This window comes from Mesorhizobium sp. WSM4833 (genome assembly GCF_055811095.1).
In genome coordinates this window covers 1-18764 of sequence record NZ_JBVVQG010000005.1, presented here as the reverse complement: position 1 = coordinate 18764, position 18764 = coordinate 1, and the positions used below count along the sequence as shown (strand labels likewise).

Annotated in this window: 17 protein-coding genes; 9 read left to right on the top strand and 8 right to left on the bottom strand. The window is 62.8% G+C overall.

The features are described from left to right. Positions 1-69 precede the first annotated feature (69 nt). From AC0L2D_RS10820 to AC0L2D_RS10785, 8 genes are all read left to right on the top strand, one after another. Positions 70-2382, top strand: a complete 2313-nt coding sequence (locus tag AC0L2D_RS10820; RefSeq protein ID WP_473541019.1) for a putative bifunctional diguanylate cyclase/phosphodiesterase — start codon at positions 70-72, stop codon at positions 2380-2382. A gap of 335 nt (positions 2383-2717) precedes the next feature. Further along, positions 2718-3497, top strand: a complete 780-nt coding sequence (locus tag AC0L2D_RS10815; RefSeq protein ID WP_013528206.1) for an N-acyl amino acid synthase FeeM domain-containing protein — start codon at positions 2718-2720, stop codon at positions 3495-3497. Between the two features lie 119 nt (positions 3498-3616). Beyond that, entirely contained in the window at positions 3617-3766 is a 150-nt protein-coding gene (locus AC0L2D_RS10810; RefSeq protein WP_064992908.1) for a DUF3096 domain-containing protein, read from the top strand. A 206-nt stretch (positions 3767-3972) separates the two neighbouring features. After that, complete coding sequence (locus AC0L2D_RS10805) at positions 3973-4197, top strand: aa3-type cytochrome c oxidase subunit IV (protein WP_013528204.1); 225 nt, start codon at positions 3973-3975, stop codon at positions 4195-4197. An 85-nt stretch (positions 4198-4282) separates the two neighbouring features. Further along, positions 4283-5563, top strand: a complete 1281-nt coding sequence (locus tag AC0L2D_RS10800) for a Re/Si-specific NAD(P)(+) transhydrogenase subunit alpha (protein WP_013528203.1) — start codon at positions 4283-4285, stop codon at positions 5561-5563. After that, positions 5563-5988 (top strand): NAD(P) transhydrogenase subunit alpha part 2, encoded by a 426-nt coding sequence (locus AC0L2D_RS10795; RefSeq protein ID WP_032809881.1) that lies wholly within the window; start codon positions 5563-5565, stop codon positions 5986-5988. The genes AC0L2D_RS10800 and AC0L2D_RS10795 overlap by 1 nt, the downstream gene beginning before the upstream one ends. Before the next feature lie 6 nt (positions 5989-5994). Continuing rightward, positions 5995-7392 (top strand): NAD(P)(+) transhydrogenase (Re/Si-specific) subunit beta, encoded by a 1398-nt coding sequence (locus AC0L2D_RS10790; protein ID WP_473541018.1) that lies wholly within the window; start codon positions 5995-5997, stop codon positions 7390-7392. Between the two features lie 147 nt (positions 7393-7539). After that, the gene (locus AC0L2D_RS10785; protein ID WP_473541017.1) at positions 7540-9021 is read left to right on the top strand and encodes a hypothetical protein; all 1482 of its coding nucleotides are present in this window, start codon (positions 7540-7542) and stop codon (positions 9019-9021) included. A gap of 98 nt (positions 9022-9119) precedes the next feature. Here AC0L2D_RS10785 and AC0L2D_RS10780 read toward each other — a convergent pair whose 3' ends face one another. The 4 genes from AC0L2D_RS10780 to AC0L2D_RS10765 form a co-directional block, all read right to left on the bottom strand. Next, complete coding sequence (locus AC0L2D_RS10780; protein WP_013528199.1) at positions 9120-10037, bottom strand: hypothetical protein; 918 nt, start codon at positions 10035-10037, stop codon at positions 9120-9122. Between the two features lie 231 nt (positions 10038-10268). After that, a complete protein-coding gene (gyrB, locus tag AC0L2D_RS10775; protein ID WP_473541016.1) occupies positions 10269-12740 on the bottom strand; it encodes a DNA topoisomerase (ATP-hydrolyzing) subunit B in 2472 nt (823 codons plus the stop codon). Between the two features lie 70 nt (positions 12741-12810). Beyond that, entirely contained in the window at positions 12811-12942 is a 132-nt protein-coding gene (locus AC0L2D_RS10770; protein ID WP_255337201.1) for a hypothetical protein, read from the bottom strand. Between the two features lie 248 nt (positions 12943-13190). Next, complete coding sequence (locus AC0L2D_RS10765; RefSeq protein WP_473541015.1) at positions 13191-13760, bottom strand: NADPH-dependent FMN reductase; 570 nt, start codon at positions 13758-13760, stop codon at positions 13191-13193. A 177-nt stretch (positions 13761-13937) separates the two neighbouring features. Between AC0L2D_RS10765 and AC0L2D_RS10760 the strand changes: the two genes are divergently transcribed. Continuing rightward, positions 13938-15305, top strand: coding sequence for a cytochrome P450 (locus AC0L2D_RS10760; protein ID WP_013528196.1), 1368 nt, complete (start codon positions 13938-13940; stop codon positions 15303-15305). Positions 15306-15334: 29 nt separating this feature from the next. On the opposite strand, the gene AC0L2D_RS10755 is transcribed toward AC0L2D_RS10760, so the two are convergent. From AC0L2D_RS10755 to AC0L2D_RS10740, 4 genes are all read right to left on the bottom strand, one after another. Then, complete coding sequence (locus tag AC0L2D_RS10755; RefSeq protein WP_024501904.1) at positions 15335-16312, bottom strand: complex I NDUFA9 subunit family protein; 978 nt, start codon at positions 16310-16312, stop codon at positions 15335-15337. A gap of 93 nt (positions 16313-16405) precedes the next feature. Further along, positions 16406-16858, bottom strand: coding sequence for a DoxX family protein (locus AC0L2D_RS10750; RefSeq protein ID WP_027164211.1), 453 nt, complete (start codon positions 16856-16858; stop codon positions 16406-16408). Positions 16859-17054: 196 nt separating this feature from the next. Then, positions 17055-17336 carry a hypothetical protein gene (locus AC0L2D_RS10745; protein WP_013528193.1) on the bottom strand — a complete coding sequence of 94 codons (282 nt, stop codon included), beginning with the start codon at positions 17334-17336 and terminating at the stop codon, positions 17055-17057. Positions 17337-17577: 241 nt separating this feature from the next. Further along, complete coding sequence (locus AC0L2D_RS10740) at positions 17578-18579, bottom strand: Ldh family oxidoreductase (protein ID WP_024501902.1); 1002 nt, start codon at positions 18577-18579, stop codon at positions 17578-17580. Positions 18580-18764 lie beyond the last annotated feature (185 nt).

Sequence of the window (18764 nt, the reverse complement as noted above, 5' to 3'; positions counted from 1 at the left end):
AGGGTCTCTCTAAATCTTTCTTAAGGCGGATGTGGCACTGCTTGGCTCCCCAGGGTTGGGATTCAGGCGTTGAATCTGCGAAAAAAGAACGAGATCCCGGTCGACGTCTATATTCCGTTCGTGGAAACCCTGTTTCGCGACGGGCTGACGCTTTCGATCGGCATTCTCGCGCAGACTTTCCTGATCGGCCTGGTCTGGTGGAAGAGCGGCGATCCGCGGTATTTGCTGGTCGCGATCTCGATGGTTCTCGTCGGTGTGTTCCGCATGAGAAACTTTCGAAAATACAACAGCATGCCGTCGCCGACGACCTGGGAAGAGGCGCACAAGCGTGAGAATGACTACATTCTCTATGGCTCCCTGCATGGCTTGACGCTTGGCGCTTTCTGCCTGCTCGGCATCTATTTCGCGCGCGATGGTTTCGCCGAAATCGCCTCCGTTTGCCTGACGCTCGCGACGGCGACCTCCATCGCCGGCCGCAACTACGGCTCGCCGCGCATGGTCACCATCCTGACCATTGCCTTGACCTGGCCGATCTCGCTTGGCTTCCTGCTGCGCGGCGACATCTACCATGTCCTCCTCGGGCTCCTGTCGGCGCCGTTCCTGTTCGCCATCCGGAAATTCGCCAACACCGTACGCGATGTGCTTTTTGCGGCCGTCTCGGAAGAGAAGAAGGCCAACCGCATTGCCCAGCGCTTCAACCGGGCGCTCAACACCATGTCGCACGGCCTTGTCATGCTCGGTCCGGACGGCCGCGTCGCGGTGGCCAATGCCGAGGCCGCGCATCTGATGTCGCTCAAGTCGCCCGACGCGCTGCTCGGACGGTCGATCCACGGTCTGTTGATGCGCGGTGTCGCCGGCGGCATGCTGGCGCCCAAGGATTGCCGCTACATCGAGGCGCAGCTGACGCGTGCGCTGCGTGAGGGTCGCGACCGCAAGGTGCTGGTTTCCCTCGCCAACGGCCAGCATTACGAGTTCTCGGCTCGCGAAGGCAGCCAGGAACTGGGCGTCATAACCTTCGAGGACGTCACCGCCCGTGTCGAGGCGGAAGACAAGATCCGCTTCATGGCACGCTACGACAATCTCACCGGCCTGCCCAACCGGGCCTATTTCCATGAATTGGTGGGCGAGGCCATGGCGTCCGGCGATCGCGACCGTCTCTGCGGCCTTGCGGTGCTCGATCTCGACGATTTCAAGAGCGTCAACGACACGCTTGGCCATCCGATCGGCGACGGCTTGATCTATGCCGTTGCCGAGCGGCTTGGCGCCATTGCCAAGCAAGATATCACGGTCAGCCGTTTCGGTGGCGACGAGTTCATGATCTTCTTCGACCGCGTCGAGGATGAGAGCCATCTGACCAGCCAGCTCGACGAGATTTTCGCCGGCCTGCAAGGGGAAGTCGACGTCGCCGGTCACGGGCTGCGCATTCAGGCCAGCGGCGGCGCGGTGCTGTCACGGGTCAAGGATACCGATGTCGACGCCATGATCGTGAAGGCGGACCTGGCGCTCTACAAGGCCAAGGAACTCGGCAAGAACAGCTGGCGATTGTTCGAAGCTTCGATGGATGCCGCCTTCCGCAACCGTCAGCTGATGAAGGCGGATCTGCGCACCGCGGTAGAGGGCAAGAGCCTGCGGGTGGTCTATCAGCCGATCGTGGCGATGAGCACCATGCGTATCGCCAGTTGCGAGGCGCTGTGCCGGTGGGATCATCCAGATCTCGGGCCAATCTCGCCCAGCATCTTCATTCCGCTTGCCGAGGAAATGGGCATCATTTCCGAGATCAGCACCTTCGTGCTGCAGGCAGCCTGCGCCGAATGCGCCAAATGGCCCGACCAGACCAGCGTTTCGGTCAATCTCTCGGCCAAGGATTTCCGCAGCCGCGATGTCATCCAGAAGGTTCGCGATGCGTTGGCCGGCACCGGCCTCGCCGCCAGTAGGCTCGAGATCGAGGTCACCGAAACGGCGCTGCTCGACGACAAGTCGCTGACGCGCCAGTATATTGAGGAGCTGAAGCAGCTTGGCGTGCGCATCGCGCTCGACGATTTCGGCACCGGCTATTCGAGCCTGAGCTACCTGCACAAGCTGCCGCTCGACAAGATCAAGATCGACCGCTCTTTCCTGATGGACGTCACCCAGAATCCCCGTTCGCTCGAGCTGCTCAAGGGTATCGTCAACCTGTCGCGGCCGCTGGGGCTTTCAGTGACCGTCGAAGGGGTCGAGACCTTCGAGCAGCTCAAGATCCTGGCGCTGCAGGTCAAGCCTGATCTTGTCCAGGGGTTCCTGTTCGGTTCGGCGCTCAGCGCTTCCGGCATCGAGACGATGTCGAACACGGTATGGCCCTTCGCCAAGGATATCAGGACCGCCAAAAAGGCGGTACGCCGCTGATTTGCGGCGCCTGGCGCATGGTGCCCAGGCACTGAGAGCCCATCCCTGTTTCCATCAGGATTGAACAGGCGCCCAGGCTTTAGGCATTCACTGCATTCGAGGTTTCTTTGCACATCGCGGGCCATGCCAGAATTTCAGCCGCTTCCCGTCATGTTCGAGACACGCTCTTTCCCCGTCGCGACGCAGAAAACGAAGAAAACCACCAATTTTAGTTTTATTTTAGCAATCGTTAACCTTAACGACTGGTAAACGGGCTGCTTCCTGTTTTCATCTTTTACATCCCAAGACCCTGTCGTAGTGTCGGATCGCGGCGGCAATGTACGGGGATTGAGTTGATGATTGTGCAGTTGAGTTCGCTTCGTCCGGTGACGGGCGAGGACGGCAAGGACGCCGCCGACACCATGTCCAGCTTCGCCCGCAACGTTTCGGCGATGCTTGAGCGGACAGAGTACCGCCGCTGCGACAAGGGCGAAGATCTCGAGGACATCTACCGCCTGCGCTACAAGTCATATCGCTCGAACGATATGGTGCCCGACAACGAAAACCATACCATTCACGATGAGCTCGACGAGGCACCGAATGTGTACCGCTTCGGGGTCTATATCGACCAGGAACTCGTCAGCACGCTGCGTATCCATCACGTCACCTTGGCGACGCCGATGTCGCCTTCCACCAAGGCCTTTGGCGACATCGTCATGCCGATGCTTCGTGACGGGCTGAGCTTCATCTGTCCCAGCCGGTTTGCGTCCGATCCCGAATGGTCGCGCGTCTACCCGCAGATTCCCTACCTGACGCTGCGGCTGGCCGGCATGGCGTGCTTCCATTTCAACGCGCCCTACTGCCTGTCGACCATTCGCGAGGATCACGCCGGCTTCTACAAGCGCATCTACTACTCGGAGAAAATCAGCGAGTCGCGCGCCTATCCGGGCGTTTTCAACAAGGTCGTGCTCTACCGCGCCGACGTCAACGCAATCCGCGAGCGGTCCTTCTCACGGTTCCCGTTCTTCCGCTCGACGCCAATGGAGCAGCGCATGCTGTTCGATACGCCGCATGTCGGGGAACTCGCGCCGCTGACCATCCTGCCGACGGCAAAATACTATCACGAAGCCGCCTGATACGGCAGGGATCCACACGATTTTGCAGGGCCGACAGGAGCCTTTTGGCGACTTCGGCGTTCTGGGTGAGGCCACGAGCAGCGCTCCGGGTCGATCTGAGGTTTTTGAGGGAACCCGCCATGACCATTTCCACACTTGCGCTAACCCCGCTCATCTCGCTGATCGCCGGCGTGCTGATCCTGGCCATGCCAAGGCTGTTGAACTACATCGTCGCGCTCTATCTGATCGTCGTCGGGTTGCTCGGGCTATTTCCGCATCTAGCCGGCTGAGGCGCCGGCTTAGGCCACGCAAGCGTCCGCCCTTCGGAGTTCCGCATCAAGCATCAGAATCCAGCGATCGGACTCCGTCGCGGCGTCGACTGCTGGCTTCAATCTTTCTTTGAGGCAGTTGTCGGTTGTTGTGCGGCAATAGCGCCATTGCTCTCGGCGCGGCTTTTCGCTATGTGCCTGAAAGATGTCTTCGAAGGGGTATTCCTATGGCTGATCACTCGCCGACTGGTCCTGTCGAACTGGGCGCGAAGATGGACTATGCCGAGCATGACCGCACCTATGCGGGCTTCCTCGCGCTGGCCAAGTACGGCTCGCTGTTTTGTGGCGCCCTGCTCCTGGCGATGGCCTTCGGCTTCTTCGCGGGCGGCTTCTTCTCGGCGACCATTCTGTTCGTGCTGATTCTGGCTGTCGGCGCCTTTATCCTCCGATAGATTTTTCCGACATCTTGTCCACGGCGCCGCCGCGAGGCCGGCCGGCGTCTTGCGGGAAATAGCTTCCGGCCGAAAGGATCATGCGGTGGGACAGACGGTTTTCATCCCTCGTGAGCTCGATGCCAACGAGCCGCGCGTCGCGGCTTCGCCCGATACGGTGAAACGGCTGGCGGCGTTGGGCTTCGACGTCGTCGTCGAGGCCGGTGCCGGTCTGAAATCGCGCATCATCGATGCCGACTATGCGAGTGCCGGCGCTGCTATCGGCAAGGCTTCCGATGTCGCCAAGGCCGATGTGGTGCTGAAGGTGCGCCGGCCTGGTGATGCCGAGCTGAAGAGCTACAAGCCCGGCGCGGCTGTGATCGCCATCATGGACCCCTACGGCAACGATGCCGCCGTGGCAGCTCTTGCCAAGGCCGGCGTCACCGCTTTCTCGATGGAATTCATGCCCCGGATCACCCGCGCGCAGTCGATGGACGTTTTGTCCTCGCAGGCCAATTTGGCCGGCTATCAGGCGGTGATCGACGGGGCTTCGGAATATGACCGCGCCTTGCCGATGATGATGACGGCGGCCGGCACGGTGCCGGCGGCGAAGGTCTTCATCATGGGCGTTGGCGTCGCCGGCCTGCAGGCGATCGCCACCGCGCGCCGGCTTGGTGCGGTTGTCACCGCCACCGACGTTCGCCCCGCCGCCAAGGAACAGGTCGCCTCGCTCGGCGCCAAGTTCCTCGCGGTCGAGGACGAGGAATTCAAGGCGGCCGAAACGGCCGGCGGCTACGCCAAGGAAATGTCGAAGGAATATCAGGCCAAGCAGGCGGCACTCACATCAGAGCACATCGCCAAGCAGGATATCGTCATCACCACGGCGCTCATTCCCGGCCGGCCGGCGCCCAAGCTGGTCTCGGCGGCGATGGTCGCTTCGATGAAGCCGGGCTCGGTGATCGTCGACCTCGCGGTCGAGCGCGGCGGCAATGTCGAGGGCGCCGAAGCCGGCAAGGTGGTCACCACCGCCAACAACGTCAAGATTGTCGGCCATCTCAATGTGCCTGGCCGCATCGCGGCGTCGGCCTCGCTGCTTTATGCCAGGAACCTGTTCGCCTTTCTCGAGACGCTGGTCGACAAGACGACCAAGACGCTTGCCATCAATCGCGACGACGATCTGGTCAAGGCAACGATGCTGACCGATGGCGGCAAGGTGGTTCATCCGGCTTTCGTGAAAGCCGACCAGCAGCCGGCAAAGGGCCAATATGTCGAGCCGGCCGCGATCCCGGCCAAGACCATGGTCGCCGATGCTTCGCCCAAGAAAGCCGCGCCCAAGAAGGCGGCCGCACCCAAGTCGCCCTCGTCGAAGCCGAAAGGGATCGCGTGATGGACCAGACCCTGCAGAAAGCCCTCGACCAGCTCGACCAGGCCTCCGCCGCCGTCCGGCTGGCGGTGCACAATCTGGCGACCGCGCCCGGCGGCACTGACGCGGCCGGTGATGCCGCGCATGCGCTCTCCGGCGGCGCCATCGATCCCTTCGTCTTCCGCTTCGCCATCTTCGTCCTGGCGATCTTCGTCGGCTACTACGTCGTCTGGTCGGTGACCCCCGCACTGCATACGCCGCTGATGGCCGTCACCAATGCCATCTCCTCGGTCATCGTCGTCGGCGCGCTGCTTGCCGTCGGCATCGCCGCCTCCGGCATTGCCGCGGGCTTCGGCTTCGTCGCGCTGATGCTGGTTTCGGTCAACATCTTCGGCGGCTTCCTCGTCACCCAGCGCATGCTGGCCATGTACAAGAAGAAGGACAAGTAGAGCGCCATGAACGCCAACTTCGCGTCCTTCCTCTACCTCGTCTCCGGTGTCCTGTTCATCATGGCGCTGCGCGGCCTGTCGCATCCGACCACCAGCCGGCAGGGCAATCTCTACGGCATGATCGGCATGGGTATTGCCATCGCCACCACACTGGCTCTGGCGACCCCGTCCGCCGGTCGCTTCGGCCTGATCGTGCTCGGCCTTGCCATTGGCGGCGGCGTCGGCGCCGTTACCGCGCGCCGCATCGCCATGACCTCGATGCCGCAGCTGGTCGCTGCCTTCCACTCGCTGGTCGGCCTCGCCGCCGTCATGGTGGCGGCTGCCGCGATCTATGCCCCGGAAAGCTTCGGCATCGGCACGGATGGCGACATTCATGCCCAGGCCCTGATCGAGATGAGCCTTGGCGTCACCATCGGCGCCATCACCTTCACCGGCTCGGTCATCGCTTTCCTCAAGCTCGATGGCCGCATGTCCGGCAAGCCGATCATGATCGGCGCACGCCACTTCATCAACGCCGCACTTGCCATCGCGCTCGTCGTGCTGATCGTGTTGCTGGTCACCACCGAGTCCAAGCTGGTCTTCTGGCTGATCGTTGCCGCCTCGCTGGTGCTCGGTATCCTGCTGATCATCCCGATCGGCGGCGCCGACATGCCGGTCGTCGTCTCGATGCTGAATTCCTATTCCGGCTGGGCGGCGGCGGCGCTGGGCTTCACGCTCGGCAATCTGGCGCTGATCATCACCGGCGCGCTGGTCGGCTCATCCGGCGCGATCCTGTCCTACATCATGTGCAAGGGCATGAACCGAAGCTTCATCTCGGTCATTCTCGGCGGCTTCGGTGGGGAGACGGCAGCGGCCGCCGATGACGGCATCGAACGCACGGTCAAGCAGGGTTCTGCCGACGATGCCGCCTACCTCATGATGAACGCCCAGAAAGTCATCATCGTGCCGGGCTACGGCATGGCGGTCGCCCAGGCGCAGCATGCGCTGCGTGAAATGGCCGACAAGCTCAAGGCCAATGGCGTCGACGTGAAGTACGCCATCCACCCGGTCGCCGGCCGCATGCCCGGCCACATGAACGTGCTGCTCGCCGAAGCCAATGTGCCCTACGACGAGGTGTTCGAGCTTGAGGACATCAACTCGGAGTTCGCGCAAGCCGACGTTGCCTATGTCATCGGCGCCAACGACGTCACCAACCCGTCCGCGCGCGACGACAAGTCCTCACCCATCTACGGCATGCCGATCCTCGACGTCGACAAGGCGCGCACCTGCCTGTTCGTCAAGCGCTCGCTCGGTTCCGGCTATGCCGGTATCGACAACACGCTGTTCTACAAGGACGGCACCATGATGCTGCTCGGCGACGCCAAGAAGATGACCGAAGAGATCGTCAAGGCCATGGATCACTGATCCGGGATAAGCGCCGGGACACGCCAAGAAGAGCCCGGCTTCGCGCCGGGCTTTTTCTTGGCAGGCTTTCTTGGCTTGACGGCGATTTCGGCGCTACGATGACGAATTCCCGCCTCGACGGCGGGATTGTCGTCGACGGAGACGTTGGTGCCTGACCCGATCGCATCGCCGCCCGCCGGGAAAGCGCCGCGCAAGCCTGGCCAGGCGGTGGTGATCGTGCATGGCATGGGCGAACAGCGGCCGATGGATACGCTGCGAGGCTTTGTCCAGGCTGTCTGGAGCCATGACCCCAACCGCGCGCCGTTTTATGCCCATGTCGCCGATCCGGCCGACCCCGCCGGCGCGAAGATCAACCAGAGCTGGATCACTCCCGACAGCCGGACCAATTCGTACGAACTTCGCCGCATCACCACGCCCTACGATGTCGATGGCCGCCGCACCGACTTCTACGAGCTTTACTGGGCCGACATCACGCAGGGCACGACGCGAGGCCGGCTTGCCGCCTGGGTGACAAATCTGCTGTGGCGCAAGCCCGCCGACATACCGCCGGACGCCCGAAAGCTCTATCTGGTCACTCTGGTTGCCGTCATCATCGTCCTGGTCGCGACGCTCGCGCTTGCGACGTCGGTTTGGCAGCAGCAGATTTCGTGGACCGTCGGCGTCCTCGTCACCATCCTGGCCTCGTTCGTCATCTGGTCGGTGGACCGTTTTGGCCTTCCCTATTTCGGCGATGTCGCGGCCTATGTGCGCGCTGAAGCGGCCACGGTAGAGAAGCGGGCGCTGATCCGCGACCGCGGCCTGAAGCTGCTGAAGCGTCTGATGATGGACGATACCTACGATCGCATCGTGCTGGTCTCGCACAGCCTCGGCTCGATGATCGCCTATGACCTGTTGCAGATCTTGTGGTCCGATTTCAGGCCCCGAAAACTCGAGGCCATCCGCGACAAGGCGAAACTGAAAGCTATCCACGCCATCGACAAGGCGACGCTTGTTGCCGACGGCTCGGCATGGCCCGGCAGCCTTGACGACCTTGCCGGGTTCCGGCGCGATCAGTGGGAGCTCTGTCGCCAACTGCGCACCAGGGACGACAACCATCGGCCTTGGAAGATCAGCGATTTCGTCACGCTTGGTAGCCCGCTGACCCACAGCGAATTTCTGGTGACGCACAATCTCGCCGAATTCAGGCGCGGCATCGCCGAACGCCTGTTCTCGGCATGTCCGCCGATTGCCGAGGGAGCGGCGGCCGGTGGCACCGTGCTTTATCAGGAAGGGCGCAACCGTTCTTCCGGCAAGCCGCAGCGGGCGGTGCATCATGGCGCGGTGTTTGCTGCGACGCGCTGGACCAATATCTTCGACCGCGGCAACGGTTGGCTGACGGGCGACCCGATCTCCGGGCCGATGGCGGAGAATTTCGGCCCGGGCATAGAAAACATCCAGGTCGAGCTGCGCGGTTCCCTCGGCCGTGTCTTCACCCACACGCTGTACTGGTCGTTGGCGGCGACCGGTATCGAGGTTGCCGCCGGCGATCAGCCGCGCTCGCATCTCGCCGTGCTGCGCGACGCTGTCGACCTCGGTCGCAAACTGGAGCCGAGCCAAGCCGAAGTGCCGGCGATTCCTCCCCGAAAATAAGAACGGATTTCAGCGAACGGGGCCAAGGCAGCGCCGCTCGACGACTTCAAAGCAAAGCCGCTCCGGGCGGGCCAGAGTGGCTTTGTTGCAAGTGCAGTTCAACGGTTGGTGATAAAAACCGCTTCCTCATCGTCGCGCTGCCTGCCGCCAAGGGCCGCGGCAGCACTGGCGATAAAGGCGCCGATCGCCAGCGAGAGCGCACCAAGCAAGGCAAACGTCGCGCTGGCCTTCCTGGCTGTGTCGGCGGCCTGCTGCGCCTTGACCTTGGCGTCCTGGGCCTTGGCGAGGACGGCATCCACCCGGGTCCTGGCATCTGCTTCCGAAAGCCCCGTGCGAACGGCGACCAGCTGCGACAGATAGGTTTTGTCGTCTGCGGAAACCTCGCCTGCCGCGGCGCCGGCGATCAGGATGCGCGAAGCCTGCCCAACCGCGGCCGCATCGCTGTCCGGATTGGCGGCCGCGAGCTTGCCCGGATCGGCCGGACGGAACAGTGAATCCACCAGGTAGGATGTCGCATTGTCGGCCGACGCGCTGCCGGCATTGGCCGAAGCCCCCGCCGATGCGCCCATGGCCGCACCAGACGCGATGGTGGACACCGCCTGCACGCCCGAGCCTATGGCAGCGGAAAGCGCGGAGCCAAGCACGCCGACGACGAGCAGTGTGGCCAACGCCCAGGCAAGAAAGCCATGGGCGGTATCACGGAAATACACCTCGTCCGTGTGGATGCCGACCCATTTGGTGCGCAGGCGTCCGGCAAGGTAGCCGCCGACACCCGAGGACAGCCATTGCACGATGATCAGCCAGACGGCGGTGGATGCCGCGAAAGTGGTGACAGATGCGCCGGATCCCGACCAGGGCGACACCATGCTCAATCCAAGCCCGGAGCCCAGCAGCATGAGGATGAAGGTCAGCGTCGAGGCCGCGAAGGCACCGGCGATGATCGGTCCCCAACTGACGGCGGTGGAGGAGGATTCTGTTGAAGTGGAAACGTCGACAGCCGATAGGGTGGACTGCATAAGTGCCCCCTATCGTACGAACAGCATGATCAGAATGATGATCGGGATCGGTATGCCGAGCAACCAGAGCAAAATGCCGCGTCCCATGGAAGCCTCCTGTTAGAAATTGTGATCGATATTGTCACAATGTCTCGCAGGGACTTCCGTTCCGGCGCGTTGCAAATTGATTTTGTTGCCGCCGGTGGAACAATTGGCGCGCCGCAGCGCGCCAATTCAGATTTAACGTCCAGATCAGATATCCAGATTGGCGACCGACAGCGCGTTGTCCTGGATGAACTCGCGCCTGGGCTCGACCTCGTCGCCCATCAGCCGCGAAAACAGCGAATCCGCATCGGTCGCGTCATTGACCTTGACCTGCAGCAGCGAGCGCACGTTCGGATCGAGCGTGGTTTCCCACAGCTGTTCGGCGTTCATCTCGCCGAGACCCTTGTAGCGCTGCATCGTCAGGCCCTTGCGGCCTGTCGCAAAGACCGCATTGAGCATCGCCAGCGGCCCCGAGATGGTTTCGGAGACATCCTTGCGGCGCAGCATCGGCGGCGACCCGTAGACCTCGCTGAGGCGCTGTGCGTAACGGTCGAGCTGGCGTGCGTCGGCCGAATTGATCAGCGCCAGGTCGAGATGCGCGTATTCCTTGACGCTGCGCACCGTGCGCTCGAACACATAGCCGCCAACGCCTTCATTCGAGGTCGACATGCGGCCGGTCCAGCCGCGCTCGGTGTCCTCGGCGATGATGTCGAGGCGTTTTGCAATCCGCTCCGCCATGTCGTTGGCGCGGCCGAGATCGGCGAACACGTCCGGGTTGAGCCCACCGGCGATCGCCGCCTGCTCGACGACGCCTCTGTTGTAGCGCGTGTGCAGGCCGTTGATCAGCTGGCGCACCGCCAGCGCGTCATCGATGGCGCCACGCAGGTCCTGCCCGATGCGAACCTCGCCCGAGCCGAGCGTAAGCGATGCTTCCTCCAGTCCCGAGCCGATCAGGAACTCCTCGAACGCGCTCTCGTCCTTGATGTATTGCGAGCTCTTGCCGCGCGTCACCTTGTAGAGCGGCGGCTGGGCGATGTAGAGATGGCCGCGCTCGATCAACTCCGGCATCTGCCGGAAGAAGAAGGTAAGCAGCAAGGTTCTGATATGGGCGCCGTCGACGTCGGCGTCGGTCATCAGGATGATCTTGTGGTAGCGCAATTTGTCGGCGTTGAACTCGTCCTTGCCGATCGAGGTGCCGAGCGCCGTGATCAACGTGCCGATCATGTCGGAGCCGAGCATGCGGTCGAAGCGCGCCCGCTCGACATTGAGGATCTTGCCGCGCAACGGCAGGATCGCCTGGTTCTGGCGCGAACGCCCACCCTTGGCGGAGCCGCCGGCGGAATCACCCTCGACGATGAAGATTTCGGATTTCGCCGGGTCGCGTTCCTGGCAGTCGGCCAGTTTGCCGGGCAGGGAAGTGACGCCGAGCGAACTCTTGCGGGTGATATCGCGCGCCTTGCGCGCCGCTTCGCGCGCCGCAGCCGCCTGGATCACCTTGTCGACGACCACCTTGCCTTCGCTTGGATGCTCTTCCAGCCAGGTGCCGAGCGCTTCGTTGACCAGGCCTTCGACGACAGGACGGACTTCCGACGAGACCAGCTTGTCCTTGGTCTGCGAGGAGAATTTCGGGTCGGGAACCTTGACCGACAGCACCGCCGTCAGACCTTCGCGGCAATCGTCGCCGATCAGCGAGACCTTTTCCTTCTTGGTCAGCCCAGAGGATTCGCCATAGCCGGTGATCTGACGCGTCAGCGCGCCGCGGAAGCCGGCCAGATGCGTGCCGCCATCGCGCTGCGGGATGTTGTTGGTGAAGGCCAGCACGTTCTCGTGGTAGCTGTCGTTCCACCACATCGCCACTTCGACGGTGATCCCGTCGCGCTCCGCCCGGATGGCGATCGGCTTGTCGATCAGCGGTTTCTTGACGCGATCGAGATATTTGACGAATTCTTCGAGGCCTCCATCGTAGTGCAGTTCATGGCGCACGACATCGGCGTGACGGGCATCGGTCAAAATGATGCGCACGCCGGAATTGAGGAAGGCAAGCTCGCGCAGCCGGTGTTCCAGCGTGCCGAAGTCGAACTCGACCATGGTGAAGGTCTCGGCCGACGGGAAGAAGGTGATCTGGCTGCCGCTGCGGCCCTCATAGGTGCCCGGCTGCTTGTCCTGCTCATAGGTGCCGGTCGCCTTCAGAGGTGCGTCGGCATTGCCATGCGTGAAACTCATCTCGAAGATCTGGCCGTTGCGGCGGATCTTCAGCTTTAGCCACGCCGACAGCGCGTTGACCACCGAGACGCCGACGCCATGCAGGCCGCCCGAGACCTTGTAGGAATTCTGGTCGAACTTGCCGCCGGCATGCAGCTGCGTCATGATCACTTCGGCCGCCGAAATGCCTTCTCCGGTGTGGATATCGGTCGGAATTCCGCGGCCATTGTCGATCACAGTGACCGAACCATCGGGGTTGAGCGTCACGGTGACGAGGTCGGCGTGACCGGCCAGCGCCTCGTCGATGGCGTTGTCGACCACTTCATAGACCATGTGATGCAGGCCCGAGCCGTCGTCTGTATCACCGATATACATTCCGGGGCGTTTGCGGACAGCGTCCAACCCCTTCAAAACCTTGATGGAATCGGCGCCGTATTCGGCTTCAGCGCCGTTGTTGTTGTCGATCTGATCGCTCATGAAAACCTGTTGTCTGGATGCCGCCTGCACAGCGCGAAAAATCCGCGCCGAATCGCGCCTCTGATATCGACTAGATATAGGCGCAAAAGGCGGTTTTTCCAAGGTTTGCAGGCATTTCACTGGGAATGGCCGGCTGCCAATGGCGGGCCTCCGCCGGCCCCCATTTCACTTCGGCCAGCGGTCCTTGAGAAACCTTGATCATGAACTTGTATCTCGGCGCCAGCCGCCTGCTGCGGTCGCGCCCCGGCGTCATGTCGGGCGGGCGGCCGGATCAGGCGGTGGTCGTCGTTGGCGATGACCAGGGCCAGGCGCCACCACTGCGGTGGCGGTGGTGAGCATAGGCAGCAAGGCAAACAGCAAGCGCAAATCGAACTGCCCCCCAGCTCGTTCCTGTGCACGACCACCTCTCTATGGCAGCAAACCGGGGTTTTTTGCGGAAGACCAGCGTTTTCAGCCTGCCCGCATCGGCTTCAAAGCCTCGCTCCAGCGCAGCAGCTCGTCGAGCATGGTTTTGGCTCCGCCCTGCACCTGTTCGCTGGCGTTGAAAGCGCCATTTTCGTCGAGCAGTTTCTGGTACATCGGCAGCGCGACGCCTTCCGGGATCGGCATGACGCCTACCGAGGTCAGCAGCGGCTTCAGCGCTTGCGCCGCGCGCAGGCCGCCGGAGACGCCGCCATAGCTGAAAATGGCGGCTGCCTTGTACTTCCATTCGCGCGAGAGATAGTCGATCGCGTTGACGATCGCCGGCGCCACGAAATAATTGTATTCCGGCGCCACGAAGACGAAGGCATCGGCGGCATCGATCGCCTTGGACCAGGCTTTGGTATGATCGTTCTGGTAGTTGCCAAGCCTTGGATGGTGCGGTTCGTCCAGCACCGGAAGCTTGAACGCATCGATGTCGGTCAGTACAGGCTCGAATTTCCCGTGCTCGCGCGCGAACCTCTCCAGCCACTCGGCAAAAGTCGGTCCGGCGCGGCCTGGCCGCGTGCTGCCGATGATGATGTTCAACTGGTGCTTCAAGCTGGGCTCCTGCGGTGGCGGTATCCATTGGTGACTGCCACCTAGGGCATGCCGCTCGGGGCAACAAGAAGGCACCTCGCGGTAACCGGTCACATTCCGGAGAGTAGGGCCTTGCCGTTCGGTCACATGGACGCCTGCTTTGCGGCCCACTACATTGGGTCATCAGCGGAGCACAGCATGGACATCCAGCCCGCCCCCTTCATTCCCCCGGCGCCGAAGCCGCGCACGACGCCGCCCTCGACGTTGGAGATGATCCGCATCGTCTACCGCAACCCGCTCGAATTGTGGGGTGAGCATACCTACAACGAGCCGTGGATCTCGGCGAACGGCGTTGGCGGACATCTGATCGTCGCCAATGATCCCGCCCTGATCCGGCATGTGCTGGTCGACAACGCCAGGAACTACAAGATGGCGACGGTGCGCCAGAAGATCCTGCGGCCGATCCTGCGCGACGGCCTGCTCACCGCCGAGGGCGAGGTCTGGAAGCGGTCGCGCAAGGCGATGGCGCCGGTGTTCACGCCGCGCCACATCTTCGGCTTCGCCCAGCCGATGCTGAGGCGCACGCAGGACTTCGTCACCCGTTACGAAGACGGCGGCACGTCTGACATCGCCCATGACATGACGCTGCTCACTTATGACATCCTGGCCGAGACGCTGTTTTCCGGCGAGATATCAGGCGAGCCCGGCAGTTTCGCCAACGAGATCGACCGCCTGTTCGAGACCATGGGTCGCGTCGATCCGCTCGACCTGTTGCGTGCGCCCGACTGGCTGCCGAGGCTGACCCGCATCCGTGGCCGCAAGACCATGGCCTATTTCCGCAAGATCGTCACCGACACGGTCAAGATGCGCGAAGCGAAATTCAAGCGCGATCCCGATGCCGTGCCGCAGGATTTCCTGACACTGCTGCTCAAGGCCGAGGGACCCGACGGACTGACGCGGGCCGAGGTCGAGGACAATATCATCACCTTCATCGGCGCCGGCCATGAGACGACGGCGCGTGCGCTCGGCTGGACGCTCTATTGCCTGGCTGAATCACCGTGGGAGCGCAACCGGGTCGAGCAGGAGATCGACCAGGTGCTGGCGCGCGAGCCCGATCCGACGAAATGGCTCGATGCCATGCCGTTCACGCGCGCGGCTTTCGACGAAGCGCTCAGGCTGTATCCGCCGGCGCCGTCGATCAACCGCGAGCCGATCGAACCGGAAATGTGGAAGGATCTTCATATCCCCAAGCACGCCGCGGTGCTGGTGATGCCTTGGGTCGTGCATCGCCACAGGAAACTGTGGGACCGGCCGGATGCCTTCCTGCCGGAGCGCTTCCACCCGGGAAATCGCGAAAAGATCGACCGCTTCCAGTATCTGCCGTTTGGCGCCGGCCCACGCGTCTGCATCGGCGCCAGCTTCGCCATGCAGGAGGCGATCATCGCGCTGGCGATCATGCTGTCGCGCTTCCGCTTCGACACCACCGCCGAAACGAAACCCTGGCCGGTACAGAAACTGACCACGCAGCCGCAAGGCGGTCTACCGATGCAGGTCACGCCGCGTTAGGCGTGACACCTTCAGGCAGTTGCGCCGAATTAGGCCGCGGGCTTGCGTTGCTGGAACTGGCCGGCGGCGCGGTAGCGCCAGAGATAGCTGGGCAGGATCGTCGCGATCGACTGCGGCTGGATGCCTAGCCCCGCAAGCGTCCTGTTGGTCTGGTTGGCGGCGTCCGAAACGATGTTGTGCTCGCGCAGCTGCATCACCTGGTCCTTGGTCAGCAGCGGGTTGGGCAGGAGACCGAGGATCGAGGCCTGGATGTTGGCCACCCACCACGGAACCGGCACCAGCAGCCGCTTGCGCTCGATCACGTCGAGCAGCTCTTCCATACACTGCTTGAAGGTGAGCACCTTCGGTCCGCCGAGTTCATAGATCTGGCCGCCATCCACCTTGCCGTCGACCGAGCGCGCCACCGCTTCGGCCACGTCGCCGACATAGACCGGCTGAAACTTGGTCTGGCCGCCGCCGATCAGCGGCAGCACCGGCGAATAGCGCGCCATGTTGGCGAAGCGGTTGAAGAAGCCGTCTTCGGGTCCGAAATTGATCGACGGCCGGAAGATCACGGCGTCCTTGATCGTCTCCAGCACAGCCTTTTCGCCAAGCGCCTTGGTGCGCGCGTAGTCTGATTCGGAGTCCAGATCGGCGCCAAGCGCAGAAATGTGGGTCAGGCCGGCGCCGACCGAGCGCGCGGCCTCGGCCACTGCGCGGGCGCCGAACTCGTGCACGGCGGAGAATTTCTGCCGGCCGCTCTCATGCAGGATGGCGACCAGATTGACGACATGGTCGGCGCCTTGCACGGCGCGGTCTACCGACCAGCGCACGCGCACATTGGCCTGGACCGGCTGGATCTGGCCGACATTGCCGAGCGGCTGCAAATGGCCGGCGAGATCGGGCCGCCGGCAGGCGACCCGGATGCGATAGCCGCGCTTGGCCAACGCGCGCACGACATGGCGGCCGACAAAGCCTGACCCGCCAAAGACGACGACGAGCTTTGGGGTCTGCAGGATTTCGGTCATGGCTGGCTCCGGCGCTCGCAGGCTTGGCTGAAGCCGTTTCATAATCCGTTTCGTGCCAAAGGCAAAGGGCGACGCGTCGTCGCTATCAGCCTGTCAGAACGCTTTGCCGATACGGGCGTCGACCGAATGGCGGTTGCCGCCGCGAATGACGAAGAAGAGCAGGATCGCTGCCCACAGCAGCGACTTTTCCGCACCCGAATAGCCTTGGCCCATGGTGACCCAGTGGAACCAGACCGTGACCAGCAGCACGAACAGGCCGGCAAAGGCGGCCGGCCGCGTCAAAAACCCGATGGCGATGAAGATGCCGCCGAAGAATTCAGTGCAGGCCAGAAGCAACGACCACAACGCGCCCGGATAGAAGCCGAGACCCTCGACCATCTCGGCAGCGCCGAAAGGATTGGTGATCTTCTGCGAACCGTGGATGGCGAGAAACCCGCCGGCGACGACGCGAAGAACGGTTTCGGCACCATCGTGCAGGGCCGCGTAAAACCTGCCAAGGACCGGGATGACAAGGGCGTTGCGGGGATTGTCCGTGCTTGCCGACATTGTAGCTCCTCTGTTTTGCTCAATCAGCGCAAACGGCCGATCAGGTTGGTCGAAGTCAAATAAACAAAAGTTGACCAAAACGAGAATGTTTTACCATCGTGCGATCAAAACGCAGAAAACCCCGCCGAAGCGGGGTTTTCCGGGTGACATCCATGCGAAGCCAGGGGCCGACGGCGCGGCCTGACCTGAGACGGTATCAGGAGGGCGTGAAGCAAGTACGCCCACCCCAGCCCTGAACATCCGACATGGTGCCACCAACCTTCTTGCAGGCGGCGACGAAATCAGCGCTGCAATTGGCGAATTTTGCATGGCCGTTCTTGCAGTAGTGGTCTTCGGTGGCCCCGCCGCTCGGGGCAGCGATGACACCCGGGCTGGACGGCTTGACCGGTGCGGCCTTCAGGGTGGCTGCCTGTGTGGCGCCCATGAACGAGCCGAGCAGAAGGACGGCGGTCAGCATGGTGATCTTGGTGTTGGTCATGGCAATTTCCTTTGATTTGGGTTGAGTTTTCCGAGGCGCGAAGGACCGGCCTTCGCGTGATGCAGGCTTTCGATTTCGGTTTGCTGCTTCCCTCGGTGTGGATCGGGCAAGCTCGCCTTGCCCTGGACAAAGCTGGGTCGCAGCAAGGCGCGAAAAGGTTCAGCGGCGCGCAAAGAAAATCGCACTGCGCCGCGCCTGCGGCGGGCGAATTCCAGATAACTAATTGATATTTAATAGATATTCAGGAAGAATAGCGTGCAGCGAATTCGGAAATGCGCTGCACCACGGCCTTCGATGCGGTAATGCCGCGCGCTTGCGCCTTCTCGGCGGCCTCTGCGCGGGCACGACCGGGCACATGCACGCCGAAGCGCCGCCGCAGCCGGTCAAGCTGGTCCTTCATTCGTTGCTCGAAATCTGGATCGAGCAGCTTGGGTTCGATAGCAAGCACGAACAGTCCCGTGCCGGGGCTGTCCGGCCCGCCGCTGAACCATGGCGCGTCGAGCGACCAGTTGGCGCCCGACAGGCCTGCCGCCAGCACCTCGACCATCAGCGCGATGTTGGCGCCGCGCTGACCGCCGAAGGCGAGCATTGCGCCCTTCATGGCGGCGGCGGGATCGGTGGTCGGGTTGCCGCTGGCGTCCAGCGCCCAGCCTTCCGGGATTGTCTTGCCGTCCTCGGCCGCTTTGCGGATGTTGACGAAAGCGGTGGCGCTCGACGACTGGTCGATGACCAGCGGCGCCCCGTCGGCGGCAGGCGCGGCAAACGACATCGGGTTGGTGCAGTAGACCGGCTTGACCGAGCCCGAGCCGGCAAGCACGGCCGGGCCGTTGGTGGCTGCAAACGACACCAGTCCTTGTGCTGCCAGCCTTCCGGTGAAATAGCCGAGCGCGCCGCATGTATAGGCGTTCTTCTGCGAGAAGATGGCGACACCGAACAGCTTTGCCGCCTTGGCGAGGTCGTCGATGGTGCGGTCGAAGCCGGTATGCGCCAGCCCGCCGCGTGCATCGGAGAGATAGACTGCCAGCGCCGGCCGGGTGATCACCGGGTCGGCATTGCCGTCGATGCGTCCGGCTTCCAGCGCCTCGAGATAGTCGATGAAATGCGACAGACCGACCGAGGAAAGCCCTTCGGCCTCGGCTGATATGATCGAAGCAGTGAGCGATTGCGCCGCTTCCTCATTGGCGCCGGCGCCAAGTGCCGCCATCCGGCACAGTCCTTTTGCCTGGTCGAGACTGAGTTGCATCATGGCCGTCCTAGGGGAGTAGGGGAGTAGGGGAGTAAGGAAATAGGGGAGTACGGGACAGTGGGCAGTGAATAGCGAATGGGGATGGAAATGTGAATGTGGATAGTGGCCTGATACTCCCCTACTCCCCTACTCCCCTACTGCTGTCTCTTATTCACCTCGGCCGCTGCCGCCGACTAGTCGAG

What these genes read in the sequence shown, in the direction of transcription:
- AC0L2D_RS10745 (WP_013528193.1), bottom strand. Translation starts at nt 17,336, where the DNA reads ATGACCAACACCAAGATCACCATGCTGACCGCCGTCCTTCTGCTCGGC.
- AC0L2D_RS10780 (WP_013528199.1), bottom strand. Translation starts at nt 10,037, where the DNA reads ATGCAGTCCACCCTATCGGCTGTCGACGTTTCCACTTCAACAGAATCC.
- AC0L2D_RS10770 (WP_255337201.1), bottom strand. Translation starts at nt 12,942, where the DNA reads ATGATCAAGGTTTCTCAAGGACCGCTGGCCGAAGTGAAATGGGGGCCG.
- AC0L2D_RS10740 (WP_024501902.1), bottom strand. Translation starts at nt 18,579, where the DNA reads ATGCAACTCAGTCTCGACCAGGCAAAAGGACTGTGCCGGATGGCGGCA.
- AC0L2D_RS10815 (WP_013528206.1), top strand. Translation starts at nt 2,718, where the DNA reads ATGATTGTGCAGTTGAGTTCGCTTCGTCCGGTGACGGGCGAGGACGGC.
- AC0L2D_RS10760 (WP_013528196.1), top strand. Translation starts at nt 13,938, where the DNA reads ATGGACATCCAGCCCGCCCCCTTCATTCCCCCGGCGCCGAAGCCGCGC.
- gyrB (WP_473541016.1), bottom strand. Translation starts at nt 12,740, where the DNA reads ATGAGCGATCAGATCGACAACAACAACGGCGCTGAAGCCGAATACGGC.
- AC0L2D_RS10805 (WP_013528204.1), top strand. Translation starts at nt 3,973, where the DNA reads ATGGCTGATCACTCGCCGACTGGTCCTGTCGAACTGGGCGCGAAGATG.
- AC0L2D_RS10810 (WP_064992908.1), top strand. Translation starts at nt 3,617, where the DNA reads ATGACCATTTCCACACTTGCGCTAACCCCGCTCATCTCGCTGATCGCC.
- AC0L2D_RS10795 (WP_032809881.1), top strand. Translation starts at nt 5,563, where the DNA reads ATGGACCAGACCCTGCAGAAAGCCCTCGACCAGCTCGACCAGGCCTCC.
- AC0L2D_RS10750 (WP_027164211.1), bottom strand. Translation starts at nt 16,858, where the DNA reads ATGTCGGCAAGCACGGACAATCCCCGCAACGCCCTTGTCATCCCGGTC.
- AC0L2D_RS10755 (WP_024501904.1), bottom strand. Translation starts at nt 16,312, where the DNA reads ATGACCGAAATCCTGCAGACCCCAAAGCTCGTCGTCGTCTTTGGCGGG.
- AC0L2D_RS10790 (WP_473541018.1), top strand. Translation starts at nt 5,995, where the DNA reads ATGAACGCCAACTTCGCGTCCTTCCTCTACCTCGTCTCCGGTGTCCTG.